We start from the raw sequence: 21892 nt of genomic DNA, 5'->3' as shown, positions 1-21892 counted from the left end.
CGTGAATAAAGTGGCCGAAACTTCATTAAATATTGAGGAAATTATCAAAGATTTTCCTATTTTAAATCAAAAAGTTAATGGAAAAAGATTAGCCTATCTTGATTCAACAGCGACAAGTCAAAAACCAGTCCAAGTGTTAAATGTGTTAGACGATTACTACAAACGTTATAACTCTAATGTTCACCGTGGGGTACACACACTTGGTTCACTTGCAACAGATGGTTATGAAGGTGCACGTGAAACGGTTCGACGTTTCATTAACGCGAAATATTTTGAAGAAGTCATCTTTACTAGAGGCACAACAGCTTCTATTAATATCGTGGCACGTAGCTATGGTGATGCGAATATTGAAGAGGGCGATGAAATTGTTGTTACTGAAATGGAACATCATGCAAACATTGTCCCTTGGCAACAACTAGCTAAACGTAAAAATGCATCTTTAAAATTCATCCCTATGACAGATGAGGGAGAACTACGCATTGAAGATGTCAAAGCAACAATTAATGATAAAACTAAAATTGTAGCGATTGCACATGTATCGAATGTACTAGGTACAATTAATGACGTTAAAGAAATCGCTAAGATTGCTCATGAACATGGCGCGATTATTAGTGTAGATGGTGCGCAATCTGCACCTCATATGGATATTGATGTTCAAGACCTAGATGCTGATTTCTTCAGTTTCAGTGGTCACAAAATGTTAGGCCCAACAGGTGTCGGCGTATTATATGGTAAACGTGATTTACTTAAAGATATGGAACCTGTTGAATTTGGTGGCGACATGATTGACTTCGTAAGTAAATATGATGCGACTTGGGCAGACTTACCTACGAAGTTTGAAGCAGGCACTCCATTAATCGCTCAAGCCATTGGTTTAGCTGAAGCTATCCGCTATATTGAGAATTTAGGCTTTGAAGCGATTCATAAACATGAAAAAGAACTTACAGAATATGCATACGATCAAATGTCAGCCATTGAAGGATTAGAAATTTATGGTCCACCAAAAGAACGACGCGCTGGTGTGATTACATTTAATTTAGCTAACATTCATCCACATGATGTCGCAACTGCTGTCGATACAGAAGGTGTTGCAGTAAGAGCAGGACATCACTGTGCGCAACCATTAATGAAATGGCTAAACGTTTCATCAACTGCTCGTGCTAGTTTCTACATTTATAATACAAAAGAAGATGTAGATCAATTAGTTGAAGCATTGAAACAAACGAAGGAGTTTTTCTCTTATGAATTTTAATAATTTAGATCAACTTTATAGATCTGTAATTATGGATCATTATAAAAACCCTAGAAACAAAGGCGTTTTAGACAATGGATCAATGACAGTAGATATGAACAATCCTACTTGTGGTGACCGCATCAGATTAACATTTGATATCGAAGACGGTATTATCAATGATGCTAAATTTGAAGGCGAAGGTTGTTCAATTTCAATGTCTAGTGCATCAATGATGACTGAAGCCGTAAAAGGCCATTCGTTAGGCGAAGCGATGCAAATGAGCCAAGAATTCACTAAAATGATGCTTGGCGAAGACTATGAAATTACTGAAGATATGGGAGATATTGAAGCATTATCAGGTGTTTCACAATTCCCTGCTCGAATTAAATGTGCTACTTTAGCTTGGAAAGCACTCGAAAAAGGTACAGTTGAAAAAGAAGGTAAAGCTGAAGGTACTACTGAAGAATAAACAGTTCTAACTAAATTTTCAAGTTGAATAAAGTCTTTATTCAACTTGAAAGATAGTAGTATTTTAATCATAAATTCATTTAACTTTTTACACTTGTGACTTTTTATGTAAGTTGCATGTTGTTACAATAGCAATAGAAATAATGAATATTAAAAATCTCACGCACGACGTTTAAATATATTTAAGGAGTGATTGAAATGGCTAAAAAAGCACCTGATGTTGGGGATTATAAATATGGTTTCCATGATGAGGATGTTTCCATTTTCCGATCAGAACGTGGTTTAACAGAAAATATCGTTAGAGAAATTTCTAAAATGAAGGAAGAGCCAGAATGGATGCTTGACTTCAGACTTAAAGCTTTAAAATTATTCTATAAAATGCCAATGCCTCAATGGGGTGGCGACTTATCAGAATTAGACTTTGATGACATCACTTACTACGTTAAACCTTCAGAGCATACTGAACGTTCATGGGACGAAGTACCTGAAGAAATTAAACGTACATTTGATAAATTAGGTATTCCTGAAGCTGAACAAAAATATTTAGCAGGTGTTTCTGCGCAATATGAATCAGAAGTTGTTTATCATAACATGGAAAAAGAATTAGAAGAAAAAGGTATTATCTTTAAAGATACTGATAGTGCTTTACGTGAAAACGAAGAACTATTCAAAGAATACTTTGCTTCTGTTATTCCAGCTGCTGACAATAAATTCGCAGCACTTAACTCAGCTGTATGGTCAGGTGGTTCATTCATCTATGTACCTAAAAATGTTAAATTAGATACACCATTACAAGCATACTTCCGTATTAACTCAGAGAACATGGGTCAATTCGAACGTACATTAATCATTGCTGATGAAGGTGCTTCAGTAAACTACGTTGAAGGCTGTACTGCACCAGTTTACACAACTAGTTCATTACACTCAGCAGTAGTTGAAATCATCGTTCATAAAGATGCCCATGTACGTTATACTACAATCCAAAACTGGGCAAACAACGTTTATAACTTAGTTACGAAACGTACTTTTGTCCATGAAAATGGTAACATGGAATGGGTTGACGGTAACTTAGGTTCTAAGTTAACAATGAAATACCCTAACTGTGTACTTTTAGGTGAAGGTGCGAAAGGTAGTACATTATCAATCGCATTCGCTGGTAAAGGACAAGTTCAAGATGCTGGTGCTAAAATGATTCATAAAGCACCAAACACATCTTCAACTATCGTGTCTAAATCTATTTCTAAAAATGGTGGTAAAGTTATCTATCGTGGTATCGTTCACTTTGGACGTAAAGCGAAAGGTGCACGTTCTAACATCGAATGTGACACATTAATCTTAGATAACGAATCAACATCAGATACAATTCCTTACAATGAAGTATTCAATGACAATATTTCATTAGAACATGAAGCGAAAGTTTCTAAAGTATCTGAAGAACAATTATTCTACCTAATGAGCCGTGGTATTTCTGAAGAAGAAGCGACTGAAATGATCGTAATGGGCTTCATCGAACCATTCACTAAAGAATTACCAATGGAATATGCGGTAGAAATGAACCGTTTAATCAAATTCGAGATGGAGGGATCTATAGGTTAATTTTAGCCTATGAGATTTTCTGTTTCTTAGTTAATATTAAGAACGTCAACGTATTTATCTTTTATAAGTGCGTTGACGTTTTTTGTTATTCGATTAGAAAGAGTTAGCGTTTATCAAAATTTGGAGTAGGGAATATTTTGAATAAATATCAATATTTATCCTACATAATAATATCCACTAAAAATAGAGAAGGTGACGTTAAAATGTGGTATTACAATCAATTAACAAAAACGTTAAACGTTCAATACCCAATCATTCAAGCAGGCATGGCAGGTAGTACAACGCCGGAGTTGGTTGCTTCAGTGAGTAACAAAGGTGCATTAGGTACGATTGGGGCTGGCTATATGTCAGCAGAGAAACTTGAAGAGGAAATTCAAAGTGTTCAGTCATTAACATCTAAACCGTTTGGGGTGAACTTGTTTGTGCCGGGGCATAATGACTATTCTCCACAACAAGTTGAGCATATGAATGCTTGGTTAAAACCTTATCGTCGAGCATTAAATTTAGAAGAACCTACAGTCAATATTACAGAAGAACAACAATTCATGAATGCGATTGATATTGTCATTAAGCATCAAGTACCGGCATGTTGTTTTACTTTTGGTATTCCTGAACAGAATATTATTAAGAAGCTTAAACAAGCGAATATCATATTAGTGGGAACTGCCACGACTGTAGAAGAAGCGGTTGAAAATGAGCGTGCAGGCATGGATGTAGTCGTTGCTCAAGGTAGCGAAGCGGGCGGACATAGAGGTTCATTTTTACCTCATCCTCAGCAACAGCAGGCACTTATTGGTACCATGTCACTCGTTCCTCAAATGGTTGACCATGTGTCTATACCGGTTGTAGCTGCAGGTGGAATTATGGATGGACGAGGTATTGTTGCAAGTTTAGTTCTTGGTGCACAAGGTGTGCAGATGGGTACCGCCTTTTTAACAGCGAAAGAGAGTGGCGCTAATAGTGTGGTGAAACAGACAATTCTTAATAGTGTAGAAACGGATACAGTAGTTACGAATGTCTTTAGTGGTAAATTCGCGCGTGGTGTGAATAATGACTTTGTAAAAGAGATGAACCAATATGATGGAGAAATTCTTCCGTATCCAGTGCAGAATCAGTTGACCAATTCAATTCGCAAGAGTGCCGCTTCTAATGGCAATAAGGAATGGACGCATATATGGAGTGGTCAATCGCCACGTCTAGCTACGGCGCAACATGTGGATCAATTAATGGATAATCTTGTTAAGCAGGTTAAGGATTTAGTTGGGATTATGGCGTAGTTTTTAGAAAAAGTGACTATAACCAATCTCTTTCACATGTAGCAATTTATACGTTCATAGGTTCTTCATCTGTAGTAAACTCCTGTCGTTACGTATTTCGTGGCAAGAGTTTTCTTTCTATCTTTTTAACTCACATTTTATTACTAACATTCAAGTGTAGGGGTCTGCATTTTTCCAAAATAATAAGAAAATGTAAAGTTAGGATTGAACAAGTGATAACTTAAAAATGAATATGGTATCATAAAGCTGGTGATAAAAAATGATTAATATAGGTCTTACTGGGTGGGGAGATCACTACTCATTGTATGAGGATATGGAGCGACAATCGGATAAGTTAAAGACATATGCGGGTCACTTTCCGCTTGTTGAGCTGGATGCCTCTTATTATGCCATCCAATCGGAACGAAATATACAGAAGTGGATTAAAGAAACGCCGGATCGTTTTGAATTTGTCGTGAAAATCCATCAGGCATTGACACTACATGCCGACTATAAAGCGTTTGCTGATTCTCGACAAGAATTATTTGAGCAATTTAAACTGATGCTTCAACCGCTTATAGAACATCAAAAATTAGCAATGGTGTTAGTGCAATTTCCACCATGGTTTGATTGTACAACGCAGAATATTAATTATATTTTGTATGTGCGAGAACAACTGAAAAATATTCCCATGTGCGTTGAATTTAGACATCAGTCTTGGTTTAATGACCAATTTAAAGAACAGACGTTAGCATTTTTAACGGAATATCAGATTATTCATGCCGTTGTAGATGAACCGCAAGTGAAAGAAGGTTCGGTGCCATTGGTTAATCGTATTACTGCTGATAAAGCTTTTGTGCGTTATCACGGTAGAAACAAACAAGGATGGACGAAAAAGGATATGACGGATCAAGAATGGCGAGATGTGCGTTATTTATATGATTATAATAAGGAAGAACTTACAGATTTAGCGAATAAAGTTAAAATATTAGAACAGAAAGCTAAAAAAGTTTATGTGATATTTAACAATAATTCAGGTGGCCATGCAGCGCAAAATGCAAAGATGTATCAAGATATATTAGATATAGAATACACAGGCTTAGCCCCCCAACAATTAAAATTATTCTAAGAGGCGAAATATAGTGTTATTAACAATTATTTTATTAGTTTTAATCGGTTTATTATCAGCTGTGCTCGGTTCACTGGTAGGTATAGGCGGCGGTATTATTATCGTGCCAACTTTAGTGTATTTAGGCGTTAATCATCATTTGTTACATGGGATTACCACTCAAATCGCAATTGGGACATCTTCCTTAATTTTAATTGTTACAGGACTGTCTTCTTCTATTGGATATTTGAAAACGAAGCAAGTAGATATTAAGAATGGTTCTATCTTTTTATTTGGTTTATTACCAGGTTCATTAATTGGATCTTTTATCAGTCGTTATTTAACGTTAGACTCTTTTAATTTATACTTTGGTATTTTTATGATTTTTGTTGCTATTTTACTTATGGTACGTCATAAAATTAAGCCATTTAAAATTTTTGACAAAGAAAAGTACCGTAAAACGTATGTAGATGCTGAAGGAAAAACATATCATTATAGCGTGCCACCGCTCTTTGCGTTTTTCGCAACATTATTTATTGGAGTGCTAACGGGCTTATTTGGTATAGGTGGCGGGGCGTTAATGACGCCATTAATGTTAATTGTCTTTAGATTTCCACCTCATGTTGCAGTGGGCACAAGTATGATGATGATTTTCTTCTCAAGTGTCATGAGTTCGATTGGACACATTATTCAAGGACATGTCGCATGGTCATATTCAATTGTCTTAATTATTTCAAGTTACATAGGTGCTCAAATCGGTGTACGTGTGAATCGCTCGATTAAGTCAGAAACAGTAGTCATGTTATTGCGTACAGTGATGCTGATTATGGGTATATATTTAATTATTAAATCTTTTCTTTAAATAAATATAGGGGGAATTTAAGTGAAGTTAACTATTTATCATTCAAATGACATTCATAGTCATTTAAAAGAATATGCACGCATCACATCATATATGGCGGAACATAGACCTAAACTTCAACACCCCTCGTTATATCTAGATATTGGCGACCATGTAGATTTATCAGCGCCAGTGACAGAAGCCACTTTAGGTAAAAAGAATGTAGAACTACTTAATGCAGCACATTGCGATATTGCAACAATTGGTAACAATGAAGGTATGACGATTTCTCATGAAGCGTTAAACAATTTATATAATGACGCTAAATTTGAAGTTATTTGTACTAATGTGATTGATGAAGAAGGCCACTTACCTCATAATATTGCGACCTCGTCTATTAAAGAAATTGAAGGTGTGCGTTTCTTATTTGTAGCAGCAACAGCACCGTTTACGCCATTTTACCGTGCGTTAGATTGGCTTGTGACTGATCCTTTAGAAGCGATGAAAGATGAAATTGCGCAAAGACAAGGTCAATATGATGTTCTTATCGTTATGAGCCATGTTGGTGTGTTCTTTGATGAGAAATTATGCCAAGAAATTCCAGAAATTGACGTCATTTTAGGTAGTCATACGCATCATCATTTTGATGAAGGCGAAATCAATAATGGTGTGTTAATGGCGGCTGCTGGGAAGTATGGATACTATTTAGGCGAAGTCAACTTAACTATTGAAGATAAGAAAGTTATTTCGAAAGAGGCGATTCTACATCCTGTCGAAACGTTACCTTTAGTTGATACAGATTTTGAAAATGAAGGTAAAGCACTTTTAAGTGACCCAGTGATAGATCATCCAGTGAAACTACTTAGCAAAACTGACGTTATTACAGAAACAACATATTTATTAGCTGAAAGTGTATTTGAATTCACCAATGCGGATTGTACTATTATTAATGCAGGGTTAATTGTCGATGGAATTGAAGCGGATAAAGTGACAGAATACGATATTCATAAAATGTTGCCACATCCAATTAATTTAGTGAGAGTGAGACTTAAAGGTGCAGATTTAAAAAAAGTCATTATTAAGAGTCAAAAACAAGAATATATGCATGAACATGTTCAAGGACTTGGCTTTAGAGGCGATATCTTTGGTGGTTACATCTTATATAACTGTGGCTTTATTGAATCAGAAAATCGTTTCTTTATTAATGGAGAAGAAATTGAAGAAGATGGCAATTATGTTTTAGGTACTGTTGATATGTATACTTTTGGTCGTTATTTCCCTCTATTAAAAGGGAAATCAATTGATTATTTAATGCCAGAATTTTTAAGAGATATTTTCAAAGAAAAATTGCTAGAAATGTAAATGAATAACTAAAAAATTAATACCTTTTCATAAATAAAAATGAAAACCTGTAAGATTGGTAAATAAATTTTTTATTGGTCTAGATTGTTTTATGTGAAAAGACTGTAAGAAAATGCTTCTCAATCGAAAAAACGTAATGTGTAATGAAGGGAGTTTATTATGTGTAAATGAGCAAATTACGCATAAGGTGACGAAGAGTGAAAGTGTTTGTCTACAGTCTTTTATTTTAATTTTATAAGTTATTACATTTTAATTTAATGTAAATTTCGTTATAATAGGAAAAGATAGATTATACAGGAGGGTATGCGTTGTTATGGCTACTAAAAATGAAGAAATCTTACGTAAACCAGATTGGTTGAAAATAAAGCTTAACACGAATGAGAACTATATTGGCCTCAAGAAGATGATGCGAGAAAAAAATCTACATACAGTATGTGAAGAAGCTAAATGTCCAAACATACATGAATGTTGGGGTGCCAGACGTACTGCTACGTTTATGATTTTAGGGGCAGTATGTACAAGAGCATGTCGTTTCTGTGCGGTAAAAACTGGATTACCAAACGAATTAGACTTAAATGAACCAGAACGTGTAGCAGAATCAGTAGAATTAATGAATTTAAAACACGTTGTTATTACAGCAGTTGCTCGTGATGATTTAAGAGATGCAGGTTCTAACGTTTATGCGGAAACAGTACGTAAAGTACGTGCGCGTAATCCGTTCACTACAATTGAAATCTTACCATCAGATATGGGTGGGGATTATGAAGCGCTTGAAACATTAATGGCTTCAAAACCAGATATTTTAAACCACAATATCGAAACAGTTCGTCGTTTAACGCCAAGAGTTCGTGCGCGTGCGACTTATGATAGAACTTTAGAATTCTTACGTCGTTCTAAAGAATTACAACAAGATATTCCAACTAAATCAAGTTTAATGGTTGGTTTAGGTGAAACTATTGAAGAAATCTATGAAACAATGGATGATCTTCGTGCTAATGATGTTGATATCTTAACGATTGGTCAATATTTACAACCATCACGTAAGCATTTAAAAGTAGAAAAATATTATACACCATTAGAATTTGGTAAATTAAGAAAAGTAGCTATGGAAAAAGGCTTCAAACATTGTGAAGCTGGCCCAATGGTACGTAGTTCATATCACGCTGATGAACAAGTAAATGAAGCAGCTAAAGAAAAACACCGTTTAGGTGAAGAACAATTACAACAAAAGTAATTAAAAACGTTTAAATAAAACAATTTAAGAGCTTAGGTTGCACATTTCAAAAAGAAATCGTGTAATCTAAGTTTTTATTATATGGAATAAAGGTGACAAGTGATGATTAAAGTGGATCAGCAGTATTTTGAATTAATTGAAGATTACAGAGATTGCTTTGATGAAGAACTCTTTGCCTCAAGGTATTCTGATATATTAGATAAGTATGATTTTGTAGTAGGTGACTTCGGGTACGATCAATTACGTTTAAAAGGTTTTTATAAAGATTCAAACAAAAAAGCGGAAATATCTAAACGTTTCTCTAGTATCCAAGACTACATTTTGGAATATTGCAATTTTGGATGTCCATATTTTGTAGTCAGACATTTATCAAATAAAGAAGTTACACATTTAGATAAAGAACAAGAAGACGTCATAGCAGATAAAGAAGATAAATTACATGATGTAAAAATTAAACCAACCATTCAGAATGTTGAAAAGAAACGCAATGATGAATAAGCGCATAAAAAATGGAAGTGGGTCAGAAATCTTTTGAAAAAATGATTTATGTCCGACTTCCTTTTTATTTTTTATTGGATAACTTGATTAAGATATTCAATGATTTCATCACTTTCTTCTTGGGTCACGCCTAAAATATGTGCAATATAGCCTTCTTCTTCAATGTCGTCAGTTCCAATAATACCGAATTTATTGTTTTGCATATTCAAAACAAGCGTTTTACCATAATGACGGTCTGTTTGTATTAACATTAGATCATAACGGCTATGTTCACCGACAAAACCTACAAATTGTACTTGGCTTTGTTCTTCGTCATCATATAAAAACATATCTATCATAAGAGTAAAACTCCTTTTTTCTCATTTTTAAATTAAGTATAACGACAAATGAAGACCTATGCAAAACTGTGATATGATAGAGATATTAAGAGGTGACTGACATGTATTTTGTTGATAAAGATAAATTAAATTTAAAACTTAGCTATTTAAATCAATTAACTAAAGACTATGAAACAAATAAATCAAATCATTATTCTTTTGAGCGTATTGCTCAAATGTTAATTGAGTCTTCAGTAGATATAGGTAATATGATTATTGATGGTTTTATCTTAAGAGATCCAGGTAATTATAAAGACGTGATCGATATCTTGGAATTAGAGGGTGTCATTACTAAAGAAACACAACAACATATTAACGAAACCGTAGAGGTTAGAAAGCAGTTTGCTCATAACTATACTGAGCTTGATAGTGATGCGATTCAACCACTTTTTGATAAAGCATTACCTTATTATGAACGATTCATTCAAGAGGTCATGGAATTTCTTGAAAAAGAAAATGTTCCAGTAACTGCTTTTGGAAAGGGAGGCAACCAGTAATGAAGAACTATAAAGGTTATTTAATTGATTTGGATGGCACAATGTATTTAGGGACAGATGAAATTGATGGTGCAGCTCAATTCATTGATTACTTAAATCAACATGACATTCCACATTTATATGTAACGAATAACTCTACTAAAACACCCGAAGAAGTAACTCAGAAATTAAAAGAAATGAAGATAGATGCTAAACCTGAGGAAGTTGTAACATCTGCGTTAGCTACTGCTAATTTTATTGCTGATGAAAAAAGCGACGCTACTGTTTATATGCTCGGTGGTAGCGGGTTAAGAACTGCTTTAACTGAAGCAGGATTAACCGTTAAAGATGATGAACATGTAGACTATGTAGCAATTGGTCTTGATGAAAAAGTAACATATGAAAAATTAGCTGTTGCCACTTTAGCGGTACGCCAAGGTGCTAAGTTTATTTCAACTAACCCTGATGTTTCCATTCCTAAAGAAAGAGGTTTCTTACCTGGTAATGGTGCAATTACAAGTGTCGTAAGTGTATCAACTGGACAACAACCTCAATTTATTGGGAAACCTGAACCCGTCATTATGGACATCGCTTTAGATATTTTAAAATTAGATAAATCAGATGTTGCGATGGTCGGGGACCTTTATGATACAGATATTATGTCAGGTATTAATGTAGGTGTAGATACGATTCATGTTCAAACAGGCGTAACATCATATGAAGAATTACAAGAGAAGGATCAACAACCAACGTACTCATTTAAAGATTTAAATGTTGCTATTGAAGAGTTAGAAAAAGCAGCAGAAGAATAAAAAAGGAGTGACGGGGTTATGGATAAAATATTAGTCACACGTAAAATTCCAGATAAATTTGTTCAACAGTTAAAACAGTTTGGTGACGTTCAAATGTGGGACGAAGAATTTGAACCTATGCCCAGAAAACAATTTTTAAAAGAATTAGAAGAGGCAACTGCTTGTTTTATTACACTAAGTGAAAAGATAGATGAAGAATCTTTGAAACATGCTAAACATCTTAAAATTATTGCGAATATGGCAGTCGGTTATGACAATATTGACGTTGCTAGTGCGACGAAACATGATATTGTCGTTACGAATACACCCGATGTATTAACCGAAACAACTGCTGAGTTAGGATTTACCTTAATGCTCACGGTTGCGCGACGTATTATTGAAGCGGAACATTATGTTCAAGAAGGCAACTGGAAAAGTTGGGGACCATATTTATTATCTGGTAAAGATGTCCATGGTTCGACAGTAGGTATTTATGGCATGGGCGAGATTGGTAAAAGTTTTGCGCGACGTCTTCAAGGTTTTAATACAAAAATTTTGTATCATAATCGTTCAAGACATGAAGACGCTGAGCAACAATTAAATACGCAATATGTATCATTTGATGAGTTGCTAGAACATAGTGACTTTGTAGTTTGTACAGCACCATTGACTACTGAGACAGCTAATAAATTTAATGCAACTGCATTTTCAAAAATGAAAAATGATGCTATCTTTATCAATATTGGTAGAGGGGCTATCGTGGATGAAGAGGCATTAATTGAAGCACTTGAGCACCATCAAATCGGTGGCTGTGGTCTTGATGTCTTACGCGAAGAACCTATTAGACTCGATCATCCATTATTAAGAATGAGAAATGCAGTTATTTTACCGCACATTGGTAGTGCTTCAGTAGTGACGAGAGATCGCATGATTCAACTATGTATAGACAATATTAAAGCGGTGATACATGGAGAACAACCGTTAACTCAAGTTCATAACTAGTAAAGAAAGCTTCTTATTCTCTATATCATTTTATATAGGAGAATAGGAAGTTTTTATTTTTGAATCTAACAGTTTTGTTAGACAGTATGTAATTGTGATAAAGCGCATTTAGTACTATTATAATTATTATCATTTAAGTTCGAATTAAAGAGTAAAGAAGAAAGTTATTTTATAAATTAATTTTGAAAAATAATTCTATATAACGCAATTTGAACAAATGGACATAAAAAATATATTTAAAAAATAGATTGCTTTGAAAAAAATATATTGCTTATAATGAAGTGTAAAAATAAAATACGTAAATTATATTTTGTGATTTCAACTTCTTTCTGGAAACAGCTTTTAATAATATTTATAAGTAATTAATTGTGAGGTGCAATACGCCATTGAAAGAAAAGAAAACCAATACTAATCCTAGTAAAGCGATGCTTTATTTCGAAAAAGCTAAGCCTTATTTATTAACGATATTATATTTAGCGATTTTTATAGCACTGTACCTAATATATGGTTCAGGCGATACACAGAATAATTTCATTTATAATGAATTCTAATAAGGAGTTAAATTATGTCAGATATTATCAATTTAATTAATGACTTTGGTCAAAAAAATCCTGACCGTATAGCGATTAGACATAAAGAAGATGAATTAACGTATCAACAATTAATTGATGAATCAAGCAAGTTAGCACATTTGCTTCAAGATACACAAAAACCATTAGTTATTTATGGTCATATGTCACCTTATATGTTAGTAGGGATGATTGGTGCAATTAAAGCAGGTTGTGGTTATGTACCAATTGACACATCTGTACCTCAAGAACGTGTACAAATGATTATTGAAAAAGTTCAACCACAATTTATTTTAAATACATCTGAAGAAACAATAGTAAATCATTCAGCACAAGAAATTACTATTAATGATATTCAACAATCAGATAATCCAACTATTTTTGATAGTCAAATGTCACCGAACGATGTGGTTTATACTATCTTTACTTCTGGATCAACTGGCAAACCTAAAGGTGTTCAAATTGAATACGCTAGTTTAGTAGAGTTTGCGGAGTGGATGGTATCATTAAATGAATCAAATGAACCAAATGGACCACAAGAATGGCTTAACCAAGCACCTTTCTCATTTGATTTATCTGTAATGGCAATTTATCCATGTTTAACTTCTGGTGGAACTTTAAACTTAGTAGATAAAGAAATGATTAATAAACCTAAATTATTAAATGAAATGTTAGTTAATACACCAATTAACGCATGGGTATCAACACCTTCATTTATGGAAATGTGTTTATTACTTCCAAACTTAAATGGAAATGATTATCCAAGTTTAAATCATTTCTTCTTCTGTGGAGAGATCTTACCGCACAGAACTGCTAAAGCGTTAGTGGATAGATATCCCAATGCGGTTATATATAATACTTATGGCCCTACAGAAGCGACTGTTGCTGTAACAGGTGTGAAGATTACGCCTGAAATACTTGAACAATATAATCCACTACCTGTTGGTGTGGCTAGACCTAACACATCTTTATCAACAACAGATGAAGGTGAACTTGTTATTAAAGGAAATAGTGTAAGTTTAGGTTATTTGAAGAATAAAGAAAAAACAGAAGCGGTATTCAATTTCGAAGATGGTATTCGCACATATCATACGGGCGATAAAGCAGTTGAAAAAGATGGCAATTGGTTTATCCAAGGACGTATTGATTTCCAAATTAAATTAAATGGTTACCGTATGGAACTTGAAGAAATTGAAACACAATTACGTCAATTACAATATGTGAGAGAGACAGTGGTTGTACCAATTTATAAAAATGACAAAGTGGTATATTTAGTTGGTGCAGTAGTACCAACTGAAAAAGTGGAAAATGATTTAGAAATGACAAGAGCAATTAAATCCGAGCTAAAATCTCGCTTACCTGAATATATGATTCCGAGAAAATTTGTTTGGATGGAACAACTTCCATTGACTTCAAATGGGAAACTAGATCGTAAACAAGTTGCAAAGGATATTGACGCATGATTCCTTATGGTACGTTTACCTTCTTCTTAATTGCGTTTATTGTACTTTTACCTGTGATTATACTCGGTTTTTTAGGTAAGCGAAGTTATATCTATAATGGTATTAGTACAGCAATTATGATTGTTATCATTTTTGCTTCAGATAAACATAACTTATTTGGTAATAAATATTTAAGTATTCAATTACTAAGTTTTGTCATTTATCTAATTTGGCAAGTGGCGTTAATTATGGCTTATTACAAGTCACGTCAAAAGAACAACACATTTAGTAAATTTGTCATAGTAATGATTTTATCTATTTTACCGCTTGCGATTGTTAAAGTTTTACAAAGTTCATGGTTAGGTGGACATCAAATTCATTTCCATGAACATAAATTAATTGAATTCGTAGGATTCTTAGGTATTTCCTACGTTACTTTCAAAAGTATTCAACTTATTATGGAGATTAGAGACGGTTCAATTAAAGAGATTAAAGTAGGGAAATTAATTCAATTTATTTCATTCTTCCCAACCGTATCTTCTGGACCAATTGACCGTTACAAACGTTTCGTTAAAGACGATAAGAAAGTACCAACTGGAGATCAATATAGAGAAATGGTAATAAAAGCCATTCATATGATTATGCTTGGTTTCCTATATAAATATATTATTGCGTACTTAATTAATGTATACGCAATCCAGCCATTAACAATGAACTTACATGGATTTACACATAAATGGTTATACATGTATGCGTATAGTTTCTATTTATTCTTTGACTTTGCAGGTTACAGTTTGTTCGCTGTAGCAGTGAGTTACTTGTACGGTATTAATACACCACCTAACTTTAAACAACCGTTTAAAGCACGTAACATTAAAGATTTCTGGAATAGATGGCATATGTCATTATCATTCTGGTTTAGAGACTGTGTATATATGCGTACATTATTCTACATGTCACGTAAGAAATTAATGAAGAATCAATTTGCAATGTCTAACTTTGCATTCTTCTTAAACTTCTTTATCATGGGCGTGTGGCATGGTTTAGAAGTATTCTATATTGTTTATGGTATCTATCACGGATTAATGTTTATCGGTTACGGTTACTATGAACGTTGGAGAAAGAAACATCCACCACGTTGGCAAAATGGTTTCACTACTGCTTTAAGTATCATCATCACATTCCATTTTGTAGCATTTGGATTTTTAATCTTTTCAGGAAAATTAATTTAAAAGGAGTAATTAATTATGGAATTTAGAGAACAAGTATTAGATGTATTAGCTGATGTTGCGGAAAACGATATTGTAAAAGAAAACCCAGACGTAGAGATCTTTGAAGAAGGTATTATTGATTCTTTCCAAACAGTTGGTTTATTACTTGAGATTCAAAATAGATTAGGTATTGAAGTATCAATTATGGACTTTGATCGTGATGAGTGGGCAACTCCTAATAAAATTGTTGAAGCATTAGCAGAATTACGATGAAATTAAAACCGTTTTTACCAATTATTATCAGTGGCTTGTTATTCTTAGCTTTTGTTCTAATGCCAGCAAGCTGGTTTACTGGTTTAGTATCAAACAAAACAGTTGCTGATAATAGAATTTCTTTAACAGATCAAGTACTTAAAGGTACGCTCATTCAAAATAAACTGTTTAGCAGTGACAAGTATTATCCAATTTATGGTTCAAGTGAATTGAACAAACAAGACCCGTTTAACCCGGCCCTTGCTTTAAATCATAGAAAAGGGACGAAACCTGTTTTCTTAGTAGGTACAGGAGGTAACACTGATTTAATCAATGCGATTGAATTAGCAGGTCAATATGACCAGTTAAAAGGTAAAAAAATGACGTTTATCATTTCACCTCAATGGTTTAGTACCCATGGTGTAAATGATAGAGACTTTGCAGCACGTACAACAGCAAATCAAATTGATCAGATTTTCCAACAAAAAGATATGCCTGCAGAATTAAAACAACGTTATGCTAAGCGTTTATTACAATTTAAAAGTGCTTCAAATAAAGCATATTTAAAAGAACAAGCTAAACATCCTGGAGAAGTGAAAGGTCAATATGTTTCTAAGTTTAAACAGAATCAACTTCTTAAAATTGAAGCAATTAAATCTTATTTCTCTTTAAATAAATCACCATTAGAACACGTCCATCCTATTACAGAACCTAATGTGTCTTGGGATACTATGCGAGACAAAGGTGTTCAATTAGGAGAAAAACGCTCAACTTCTAACAAATACGGTATTCGTAATGAATACTGGAAACAATTAACAACTAAGAAACCAATGAATCATCGTAAATATGAGTTCAAGATGAACTCTCCAGAGTTCAATGATTTATCATTACTTGTTGATACAATGCATAAAGCTGGTGCGGACGTTCAATATGTCATTCTACCAGTTAACGGTAAGTGGTATGATCATTTAGGCATTCACCGTTCAACGCGTGAACCAGTTTATAACAAAATTCATAAAACTGTAGTTGATCATGGTGGCAAGGTTTACGATATGTCTGATAAAGACTATGAAAAATATGTATTAAGTGATGTAGTGCATGTAGGTTGGAAAGGTTGGGGTTACATGAACCAACATATCGCTCAACATATGCAAGACGATAAAGCTAAAGATGAAAAGCATCATCAACATCAAGAAAATTAATAATAAACGTATTAGTAAAGACTGTCGACAAAGTTTCTGATTTTGTTGGCAGTTTTTTTATCTATAAAAATACCATATGTAAAGGCGTTCTTAGATAGGTATGCACTCACTTAAGTTGCTAAGCTTTCCAGAGGTGCCGTCTCTAAAGCAGTTCTTTGATTTTAATCATTAGAACTACTTACCTAAGTGCCATAGCACTTAGGTTCATTAAATACACTGCTCCCCTAGGAGTCTACGCAATTACGTTTCGTTATCTATCTTAGAACGCCTTACATAAAAAGACGCGCACTTATGTTCTTTAATAAGTATTATAAAAACAAAAAAGTCATAGGAGAGGGCGTATGCTCTTTCCTATGACTTTTGGTCTATATATGAGGCGTTTTAGAATACTTGTTCTACTTCGATAACGCCTGGAACTTCTTCGTGTAATGCACGTTCAATACCAGCTTTTAATGTGATTGTTGAGCTTGGACAAGTACCGCAAGCTCCGTGTAATTGTAATTTCACGATGCCGTCTTCAACATCTACTAATGTGCAGTCTCCGCCATCACGTAATAAAAAAGGACGTAAACGTTCAATAACTTCAGCTACTTGATCAAACATTGTTGCATTCTCAGTAGGCATGAGATATGTCTCCTTTCAAGTAAATTACTTCATAATTTCATTATTAATTTATTATAATAGATAAAGAAAGAAAAATCTATAATACAAAACGGGGGATTTGAGTATGACTAAAGTGAGTGTTGTCGTATATGGCGCAGATGTTGTTTGTGCAAGTTGTGTGAATGCACCAACCTCTAAAAATACTTACGAGTGGTTAAAACCATTACTAGAACGTAAATATCCAGATATTCATTTTGAATATACGTATATTGATTTTCAAAATGAAACTGAAAATCTTAGTGATCATGATCAACAATATATCGAGCAAATTGAAGAAGATGAACTCTTCTATCCATTAATCACTATGAACGACGAATATGTAGCAGATGGTTACATTCAAACAAAGCAAATTACAAACTTTGTTGACAAACATTTCGCAAATAAAGATAATGAATAACTAGATAATAAAAGCGCAATTCTCATTCAATGATGAATTGCGCTTTAATATTAACCGTTATGATATTTATATAACCATAGTACGCCTGATTTAAGGATGTGAGCTAAGCGACCAGTAACGGTGCGATCCATGATATAGGCGAAACCTTTTTTCTCTCCTAATGAACCTAAGAAACCTTGAACTTTAAGTTCTGGCATTTTTTCAGGTAGGGGTTCATTATTCCATTGTTTTTTAAGTACGTCGGCAATTTGGTCGCCTTGAACTTCGGCTAATTGTGCACTCGGTGCATGTGGTAAGTCTGCACAATCTCCCACGACGTATACATTTTTATATGTAGGAACTTGGTGGTATTGGTTAATAATCACGCGACCACTTCGATTAATATCAATTGGTAAATTTCTTACAATTTCAACTGGCTGAATACCTGCTGTCCACACAACCAAGTCGACGTCTTCTGGGGTACCACCATTATAGATTTTACCCGGTTCTACTTTATCAATTAGTGAATTTGGTACCACTTTAACATTATTTTCGCGGAACCATTTCGCAATATAATTACTTAATTTTTCAGGAAAATTTCTTAAAATACGTTCACCACGGTCATATAAAATGACTTCTAAATCTTCGCGACTTTCACGTAACTCACTAGCTAATTCAATGCCACTTAAACCAGCACCTACGATACCTACACTAGCGCCTTTAGGTAATTCACTAATACTATGGAATGTTTTACGCGCTTTAGATAATGTTTGAATACTATGTGTATATTCTTCTGCACCTGGTACGTTATGATATTTATCTTCACAACCTAAGCCAATCACTAGTTCGTCGTAATCTACTTTAGTGTTTCCAACTGAAACAATTTGAGATTCTAAATCGATATCATTAATTTCCCCGTAAATTGTATTGATTCGATCAGAGTCTGGAAAGTTCATACGTACGTCATTATCGGATTTAGTCCCTGCCGCTAAAGCGTAAAACTCTGGTTTTAATCCATGGAATGGCATGCGATCAATAAGTGTTAATGTGTAATCTTGTGGAAGGACATCAGGAAGAATACGTGACATAATGCGCATATTTCCATAGCCGCCACCAAGCAATACTAAATTTTTCATATGCTATACCCCTCTATATAATTTTAGTTCCGTAAAATATTAAATAATTAATAATTTACCTCTGAATGTGTTGAATGTTTGAAAAATGTGGCAAATTACGAAATCGTTATTTTATTGCCCCTTACAATAAAATACACGATTTATGTATAATTTTATTATATATGTTTTTCAAAATGACTACAATCAAATGTATGATACAAGCAATTAGGTGGTAAGCCAATTAACTTAAAATCGAAAATTTAAAAATATAACATTATTGAGCTAGGGCAATGCAAGGCCTCCATTGATTTGTTATAATAGTGTAATTAAAAATGAAGAAGAAGGTGAAGTATGTTTCCATTAGTCGAGTTCTGTATTTCGAATATGGCCAAAGGCGGAGACTACGTTTACGATAAATTAGAAAATGACCCAGATGTAGATGTATTAGAATATGGATGTTTAAACAACTGTGGCGTTTGTTCGTGTGGGTTGTATGCATTAGTCGATGGTGATACTGTTGAAGGTGATACCCCGGAAGATTTATTAAATAATATTTATAAACACATTGAAGAAAATGATTTTACAAACTTATTATAGGAGGAATTTGTGATGTCAACTGTAACATTAACAGAAGCTGCTGCTTACGAAGTTAAAGATATGTTAAAAAGCAATGATATGGAAGATGGCTATTTAAAAATTAAAGTAAACGGTGGAGGATGCACTGGTTTAACATATGGTATGTCTGCTGAAGAACAACCTGGAGAAAATGATGAAGTATTAGAATTCTATGGTTTAAAAATATTAGTAGATAAATATGATGTGCCAGTACTAAATGGTACAACTATCGATTTTAAACAATCGCTCATGGGTGGCGGTTTCCAAATTGATAATCCGAATGCTATTGCTTCATGCGGTTGTGGTAGTTCATTTAGAACGGCGAAGGTTGCTGGAAACCCTGAGAATTGCTAATTCAGACTGCAGACAAACCCTTTCACTCCTCGTCAACTCATGTGTAACTTACTCATTTACGCGTAGTAAAATCCTTTCGTTACCCATTACGTTTCCTTGATTGATAAGGGTTTTCTTTCAGTCTGTATACTTAAAACATTCAAATAGTTGTAATTATTTATTTTGAAAAATGTGGATAAATTTTATTAAAAAGTTCTAGAATTATAAATTGAAGATTTATATGCAATTATTTAAAGTATAGTCCTGTTGTCGCTTGAAAATGTAGTGTAAAAGCTATAAAATTAAATATGGATTGAACTTTGTCTTTTTTGTGAATGAAAGTTCATAAAAAATATATTGGAAGATAAAAGTGTTGATTAGGACTATAAATGGGGATGAACAATTAGGTTAAGTGCAAAGTTTCAAATGAATTATCAGACTCGCATATGATTATAATGTTTAATGAGAGATCTGAACTTTGTTATGTTCTGAAATTTGTAGCCTTTATCTACATTTAAGAAAATACTAATGAAAGCTTAGGTGAATTAAATGGCACAAGATCGTAAAAAAGTACTTGTTTTAGGTGCTGGTTACGCAGGTTTACAAGCAGTAACTAAATTACAAAAAGAACTTTCTGCTGATGAAGCGGATATCACTTTAATCAACAAAAATAAATACCACTATGAAGCAACTTGGTTACATGAAGCTTCAGCTGGTACATTAAATTATGAAGATTTAATCTACCCAATCGAAAGTGTTATTAAAGAAGATAAAGTTAAATTTATCAACGCTGAAGTAACTAAAATCGACCGTAATGCTAAAAAAGTAGAAACTAACCATGGTATCTACGATTACGATATTTTAGTAGTAGCTTTAGGTTTCGAAAGTGAAACATTTGGTATCGACGGTATGAAAGACCACGCTTTCCAAATTGAAAACATCGAAACAGCTCGTAGATTATCTCGTCACATTGAAGATAAATTTGCAAACTATGCAGCTTCAAAAGAAAAAGACGATAAAGATTTAGCTATCTTAGTTGGTGGTGCTGGTTTCACAGGTATCGAATTCTTAGGTGAATTAACTGATAGAATTCCAGAATTATGTAACAAATATGGTGTAGACAAAAACAAAGTAAGAATTACTTGTGTTGAAGCTGCTCCAAAAATGTTACCAATGTTCTCTGACGAATTAGTAAACTATGCTGTAAACTACTTAGAAGATCGTGGCGTTGAATTCAAAATTGCTACTCCAATCGTTGCTTGTAACGACAAAGGTTTCGTAGTTAAAGTTAACGACCAAGAACAACAATTAGAAGCTGGTACTGCTGTATGGGCTGCTGGTGTTCGTGGTAGCAAATTAATGGAAGAATCATTCGAAGGCGTTAAACGTGGTCGTATCATCAATAAACAAGATTTAACAATCGAAGGTCATGATGATATCTTCGTAATTGGTGACTGTTCTGCATTCATCCCAGCTGGTGAAGAACGTCCATTACCAACTACAGCTCAAATCGCTATGCAACAAGGTGAACACGTTGCTAAAAACATTAAAAACATCTTAAACGGTGAAGCTACAACTGACTTTGAATATGTAGATCGCGGTACTGTATGTTCATTAGGTTCTCATGATGGTGTAGGTATTGTTTACGGCAGAGACATTGCTGGTAAAAAAGCTGCATTCATGAAAAAAGTTATTGATACTCGTGCAGTATTCAAAATCGGTGGCGTAGGCTTAGCATTCAAAAAAGGTAAATTCTAAGTTGTCATTTTAAAAGTATAATATGAAGAGTCCGGGACATAAAGTTCTTGGATAAGTAAATAAAGACAATTTCTATTGAAATAATATAGAAATTGTCTTTTTTATAATTTTTT

Annotated in this window: 24 protein-coding genes; 21 read left to right on the top strand and 3 right to left on the bottom strand. The window is 33.8% G+C overall.

The window, feature by feature from the left end:
- The first annotated feature begins 1 nt into the window (after position 1).
- The 9 genes from CD128_RS07685 to CD128_RS07645 all read left to right on the top strand — a co-directional run bounded on the left by CD128_RS07685 (position 2) and on the right by CD128_RS07645 (position 9597).
- Complete coding sequence (locus CD128_RS07685) at positions 2–1252, top strand: cysteine desulfurase (protein WP_197730775.1); 1251 nt, start codon at positions 2–4, stop codon at positions 1250–1252.
- Entirely contained in the window at positions 1242–1703 is a 462-nt protein-coding gene (sufU, locus tag CD128_RS07680) for a Fe-S cluster assembly sulfur transfer protein SufU (RefSeq protein ID WP_103329421.1), read from the top strand. Before CD128_RS07685 ends, sufU begins: the two co-directional genes overlap by 11 nt.
- Positions 1704–1900: 197 nt before the next feature.
- Positions 1901–3298 carry a Fe-S cluster assembly protein SufB gene (gene sufB / locus CD128_RS07675; RefSeq protein WP_103297661.1) on the top strand — a complete coding sequence of 466 codons (1398 nt, stop codon included), beginning with the start codon at positions 1901–1903 and terminating at the stop codon, positions 3296–3298.
- 203 nt (positions 3299–3501) lie between these two features.
- Positions 3502–4575 (top strand): NAD(P)H-dependent flavin oxidoreductase, encoded by a 1074-nt coding sequence (locus tag CD128_RS07670; RefSeq protein ID WP_103329420.1) that lies wholly within the window; start codon positions 3502–3504, stop codon positions 4573–4575.
- Between the two features lie 259 nt (positions 4576–4834).
- Positions 4835–5683, top strand: a complete 849-nt coding sequence (locus CD128_RS07665) for a DUF72 domain-containing protein (RefSeq protein WP_103329419.1) — start codon at positions 4835–4837, stop codon at positions 5681–5683.
- A gap of 13 nt (positions 5684–5696) precedes the next feature.
- Complete coding sequence (locus CD128_RS07660) at positions 5697–6524, top strand: sulfite exporter TauE/SafE family protein (protein WP_103329418.1); 828 nt, start codon at positions 5697–5699, stop codon at positions 6522–6524.
- Between the two features lie 21 nt (positions 6525–6545).
- Positions 6546–7865, top strand: a complete 1320-nt coding sequence (locus tag CD128_RS07655) for a bifunctional metallophosphatase/5'-nucleotidase (protein ID WP_103329417.1) — start codon at positions 6546–6548, stop codon at positions 7863–7865.
- A gap of 313 nt (positions 7866–8178) precedes the next feature.
- Positions 8179–9099 carry a lipoyl synthase gene (gene lipA / locus CD128_RS07650; RefSeq protein ID WP_103329416.1) on the top strand — a complete coding sequence of 307 codons (921 nt, stop codon included), beginning with the start codon at positions 8179–8181 and terminating at the stop codon, positions 9097–9099.
- A 102-nt stretch (positions 9100–9201) separates the two neighbouring features.
- Entirely contained in the window at positions 9202–9597 is a 396-nt protein-coding gene (locus CD128_RS07645; RefSeq protein WP_103329415.1) for a YutD family protein, read from the top strand.
- A gap of 71 nt (positions 9598–9668) precedes the next feature.
- Here CD128_RS07645 and CD128_RS07640 read toward each other — a convergent pair whose 3' ends face one another.
- A complete protein-coding gene (locus CD128_RS07640) occupies positions 9669–9935 on the bottom strand; it encodes a DUF3055 domain-containing protein (RefSeq protein ID WP_103329414.1) in 267 nt (88 codons plus the stop codon).
- 101 nt (positions 9936–10036) lie between these two features.
- Between CD128_RS07640 and CD128_RS07635 the strand changes: the two genes are divergently transcribed.
- From CD128_RS07635 to dltD, 8 genes are all read left to right on the top strand, one after another.
- Entirely contained in the window at positions 10037–10471 is a 435-nt protein-coding gene (locus CD128_RS07635; RefSeq protein ID WP_103329413.1) for a DUF86 domain-containing protein, read from the top strand.
- A complete protein-coding gene (locus tag CD128_RS07630; protein WP_103329412.1) occupies positions 10471–11262 on the top strand; it encodes a TIGR01457 family HAD-type hydrolase in 792 nt (263 codons plus the stop codon). Before CD128_RS07635 ends, CD128_RS07630 begins: the two co-directional genes overlap by 1 nt.
- A gap of 18 nt (positions 11263–11280) precedes the next feature.
- Positions 11281–12243, top strand: a complete 963-nt coding sequence (locus CD128_RS07625) for a 2-hydroxyacid dehydrogenase (RefSeq protein WP_103329411.1) — start codon at positions 11281–11283, stop codon at positions 12241–12243.
- 425 nt (positions 12244–12668) lie between these two features.
- Positions 12669–12794: a teichoic acid D-Ala incorporation-associated protein DltX gene (locus CD128_RS07620; RefSeq protein ID WP_103297667.1), complete on the top strand. Its 126-nt coding sequence runs from the start codon at positions 12669–12671 to the stop codon at positions 12792–12794.
- Positions 12795–12808: 14 nt separating this feature from the next.
- Positions 12809–14275, top strand: coding sequence for a D-alanine--poly(phosphoribitol) ligase subunit DltA (gene dltA / locus CD128_RS07615; RefSeq protein ID WP_103329410.1), 1467 nt, complete (start codon positions 12809–12811; stop codon positions 14273–14275).
- Positions 14272–15486 (top strand): D-alanyl-lipoteichoic acid biosynthesis protein DltB, encoded by a 1215-nt coding sequence (gene dltB / locus CD128_RS07610; RefSeq protein WP_103329409.1) that lies wholly within the window; start codon positions 14272–14274, stop codon positions 15484–15486. The genes dltA and dltB overlap by 4 nt, the downstream gene beginning before the upstream one ends.
- 15 nt (positions 15487–15501) lie before the next feature.
- Complete coding sequence (gene dltC / locus CD128_RS07605) at positions 15502–15738, top strand: D-alanine--poly(phosphoribitol) ligase subunit 2 (RefSeq protein WP_103329408.1); 237 nt, start codon at positions 15502–15504, stop codon at positions 15736–15738.
- The gene (dltD, locus tag CD128_RS07600; protein WP_103329407.1) at positions 15735–16919 is read left to right on the top strand and encodes a D-alanyl-lipoteichoic acid biosynthesis protein DltD; all 1185 of its coding nucleotides are present in this window, start codon (positions 15735–15737) and stop codon (positions 16917–16919) included. The genes dltC and dltD overlap by 4 nt, the downstream gene beginning before the upstream one ends.
- 381 nt (positions 16920–17300) lie before the next feature.
- Here dltD and CD128_RS07595 read toward each other — a convergent pair whose 3' ends face one another.
- Positions 17301–17543, bottom strand: a complete 243-nt coding sequence (locus CD128_RS07595) for a NifU family protein (protein WP_002433501.1) — start codon at positions 17541–17543, stop codon at positions 17301–17303.
- A 103-nt stretch (positions 17544–17646) separates the two neighbouring features.
- Here CD128_RS07595 and CD128_RS07590 point away from each other — a divergent pair, with 103 nt between their 5' ends.
- Positions 17647–17979 (top strand): YuzD family protein, encoded by a 333-nt coding sequence (locus tag CD128_RS07590; RefSeq protein WP_103329406.1) that lies wholly within the window; start codon positions 17647–17649, stop codon positions 17977–17979.
- Positions 17980–18029: 50 nt separating this feature from the next.
- Here the strand turns inward: CD128_RS07590 and CD128_RS07585 are convergent, their stop codons facing one another.
- Positions 18030–19094 carry an NAD(P)/FAD-dependent oxidoreductase gene (locus tag CD128_RS07585; protein WP_103329405.1) on the bottom strand — a complete coding sequence of 355 codons (1065 nt, stop codon included), beginning with the start codon at positions 19092–19094 and terminating at the stop codon, positions 18030–18032.
- Between the two features lie 330 nt (positions 19095–19424).
- Between CD128_RS07585 and CD128_RS07580 the strand changes: the two genes are divergently transcribed.
- The 3 genes from CD128_RS07580 (at position 19425) to CD128_RS07570 (ending at position 21779) form a co-directional block, all read left to right on the top strand.
- A complete protein-coding gene (locus CD128_RS07580) occupies positions 19425–19670 on the top strand; it encodes a YuzB family protein (protein ID WP_103297642.1) in 246 nt (81 codons plus the stop codon).
- Positions 19671–19682: 12 nt separating this feature from the next.
- Entirely contained in the window at positions 19683–20042 is a 360-nt protein-coding gene (locus tag CD128_RS07575; RefSeq protein ID WP_103329404.1) for a HesB/IscA family protein, read from the top strand.
- Positions 20043–20570: 528 nt separating this feature from the next.
- Positions 20571–21779 (top strand): NAD(P)/FAD-dependent oxidoreductase, encoded by a 1209-nt coding sequence (locus CD128_RS07570; RefSeq protein ID WP_103329403.1) that lies wholly within the window; start codon positions 20571–20573, stop codon positions 21777–21779.
- Positions 21780–21892 lie beyond the last annotated feature (113 nt).

Origin of the sequence: Staphylococcus croceilyticus (assembly GCF_002902575.1) — a bacterium.
In the GTDB taxonomy this organism is placed as follows: domain Bacteria; phylum Bacillota; class Bacilli; order Staphylococcales; family Staphylococcaceae; genus Staphylococcus; species Staphylococcus croceilyticus.
The sequence above is the reverse complement of the archived record's forward strand: the minus strand, read 5'-3'. Positions and strand labels throughout refer to the sequence as shown.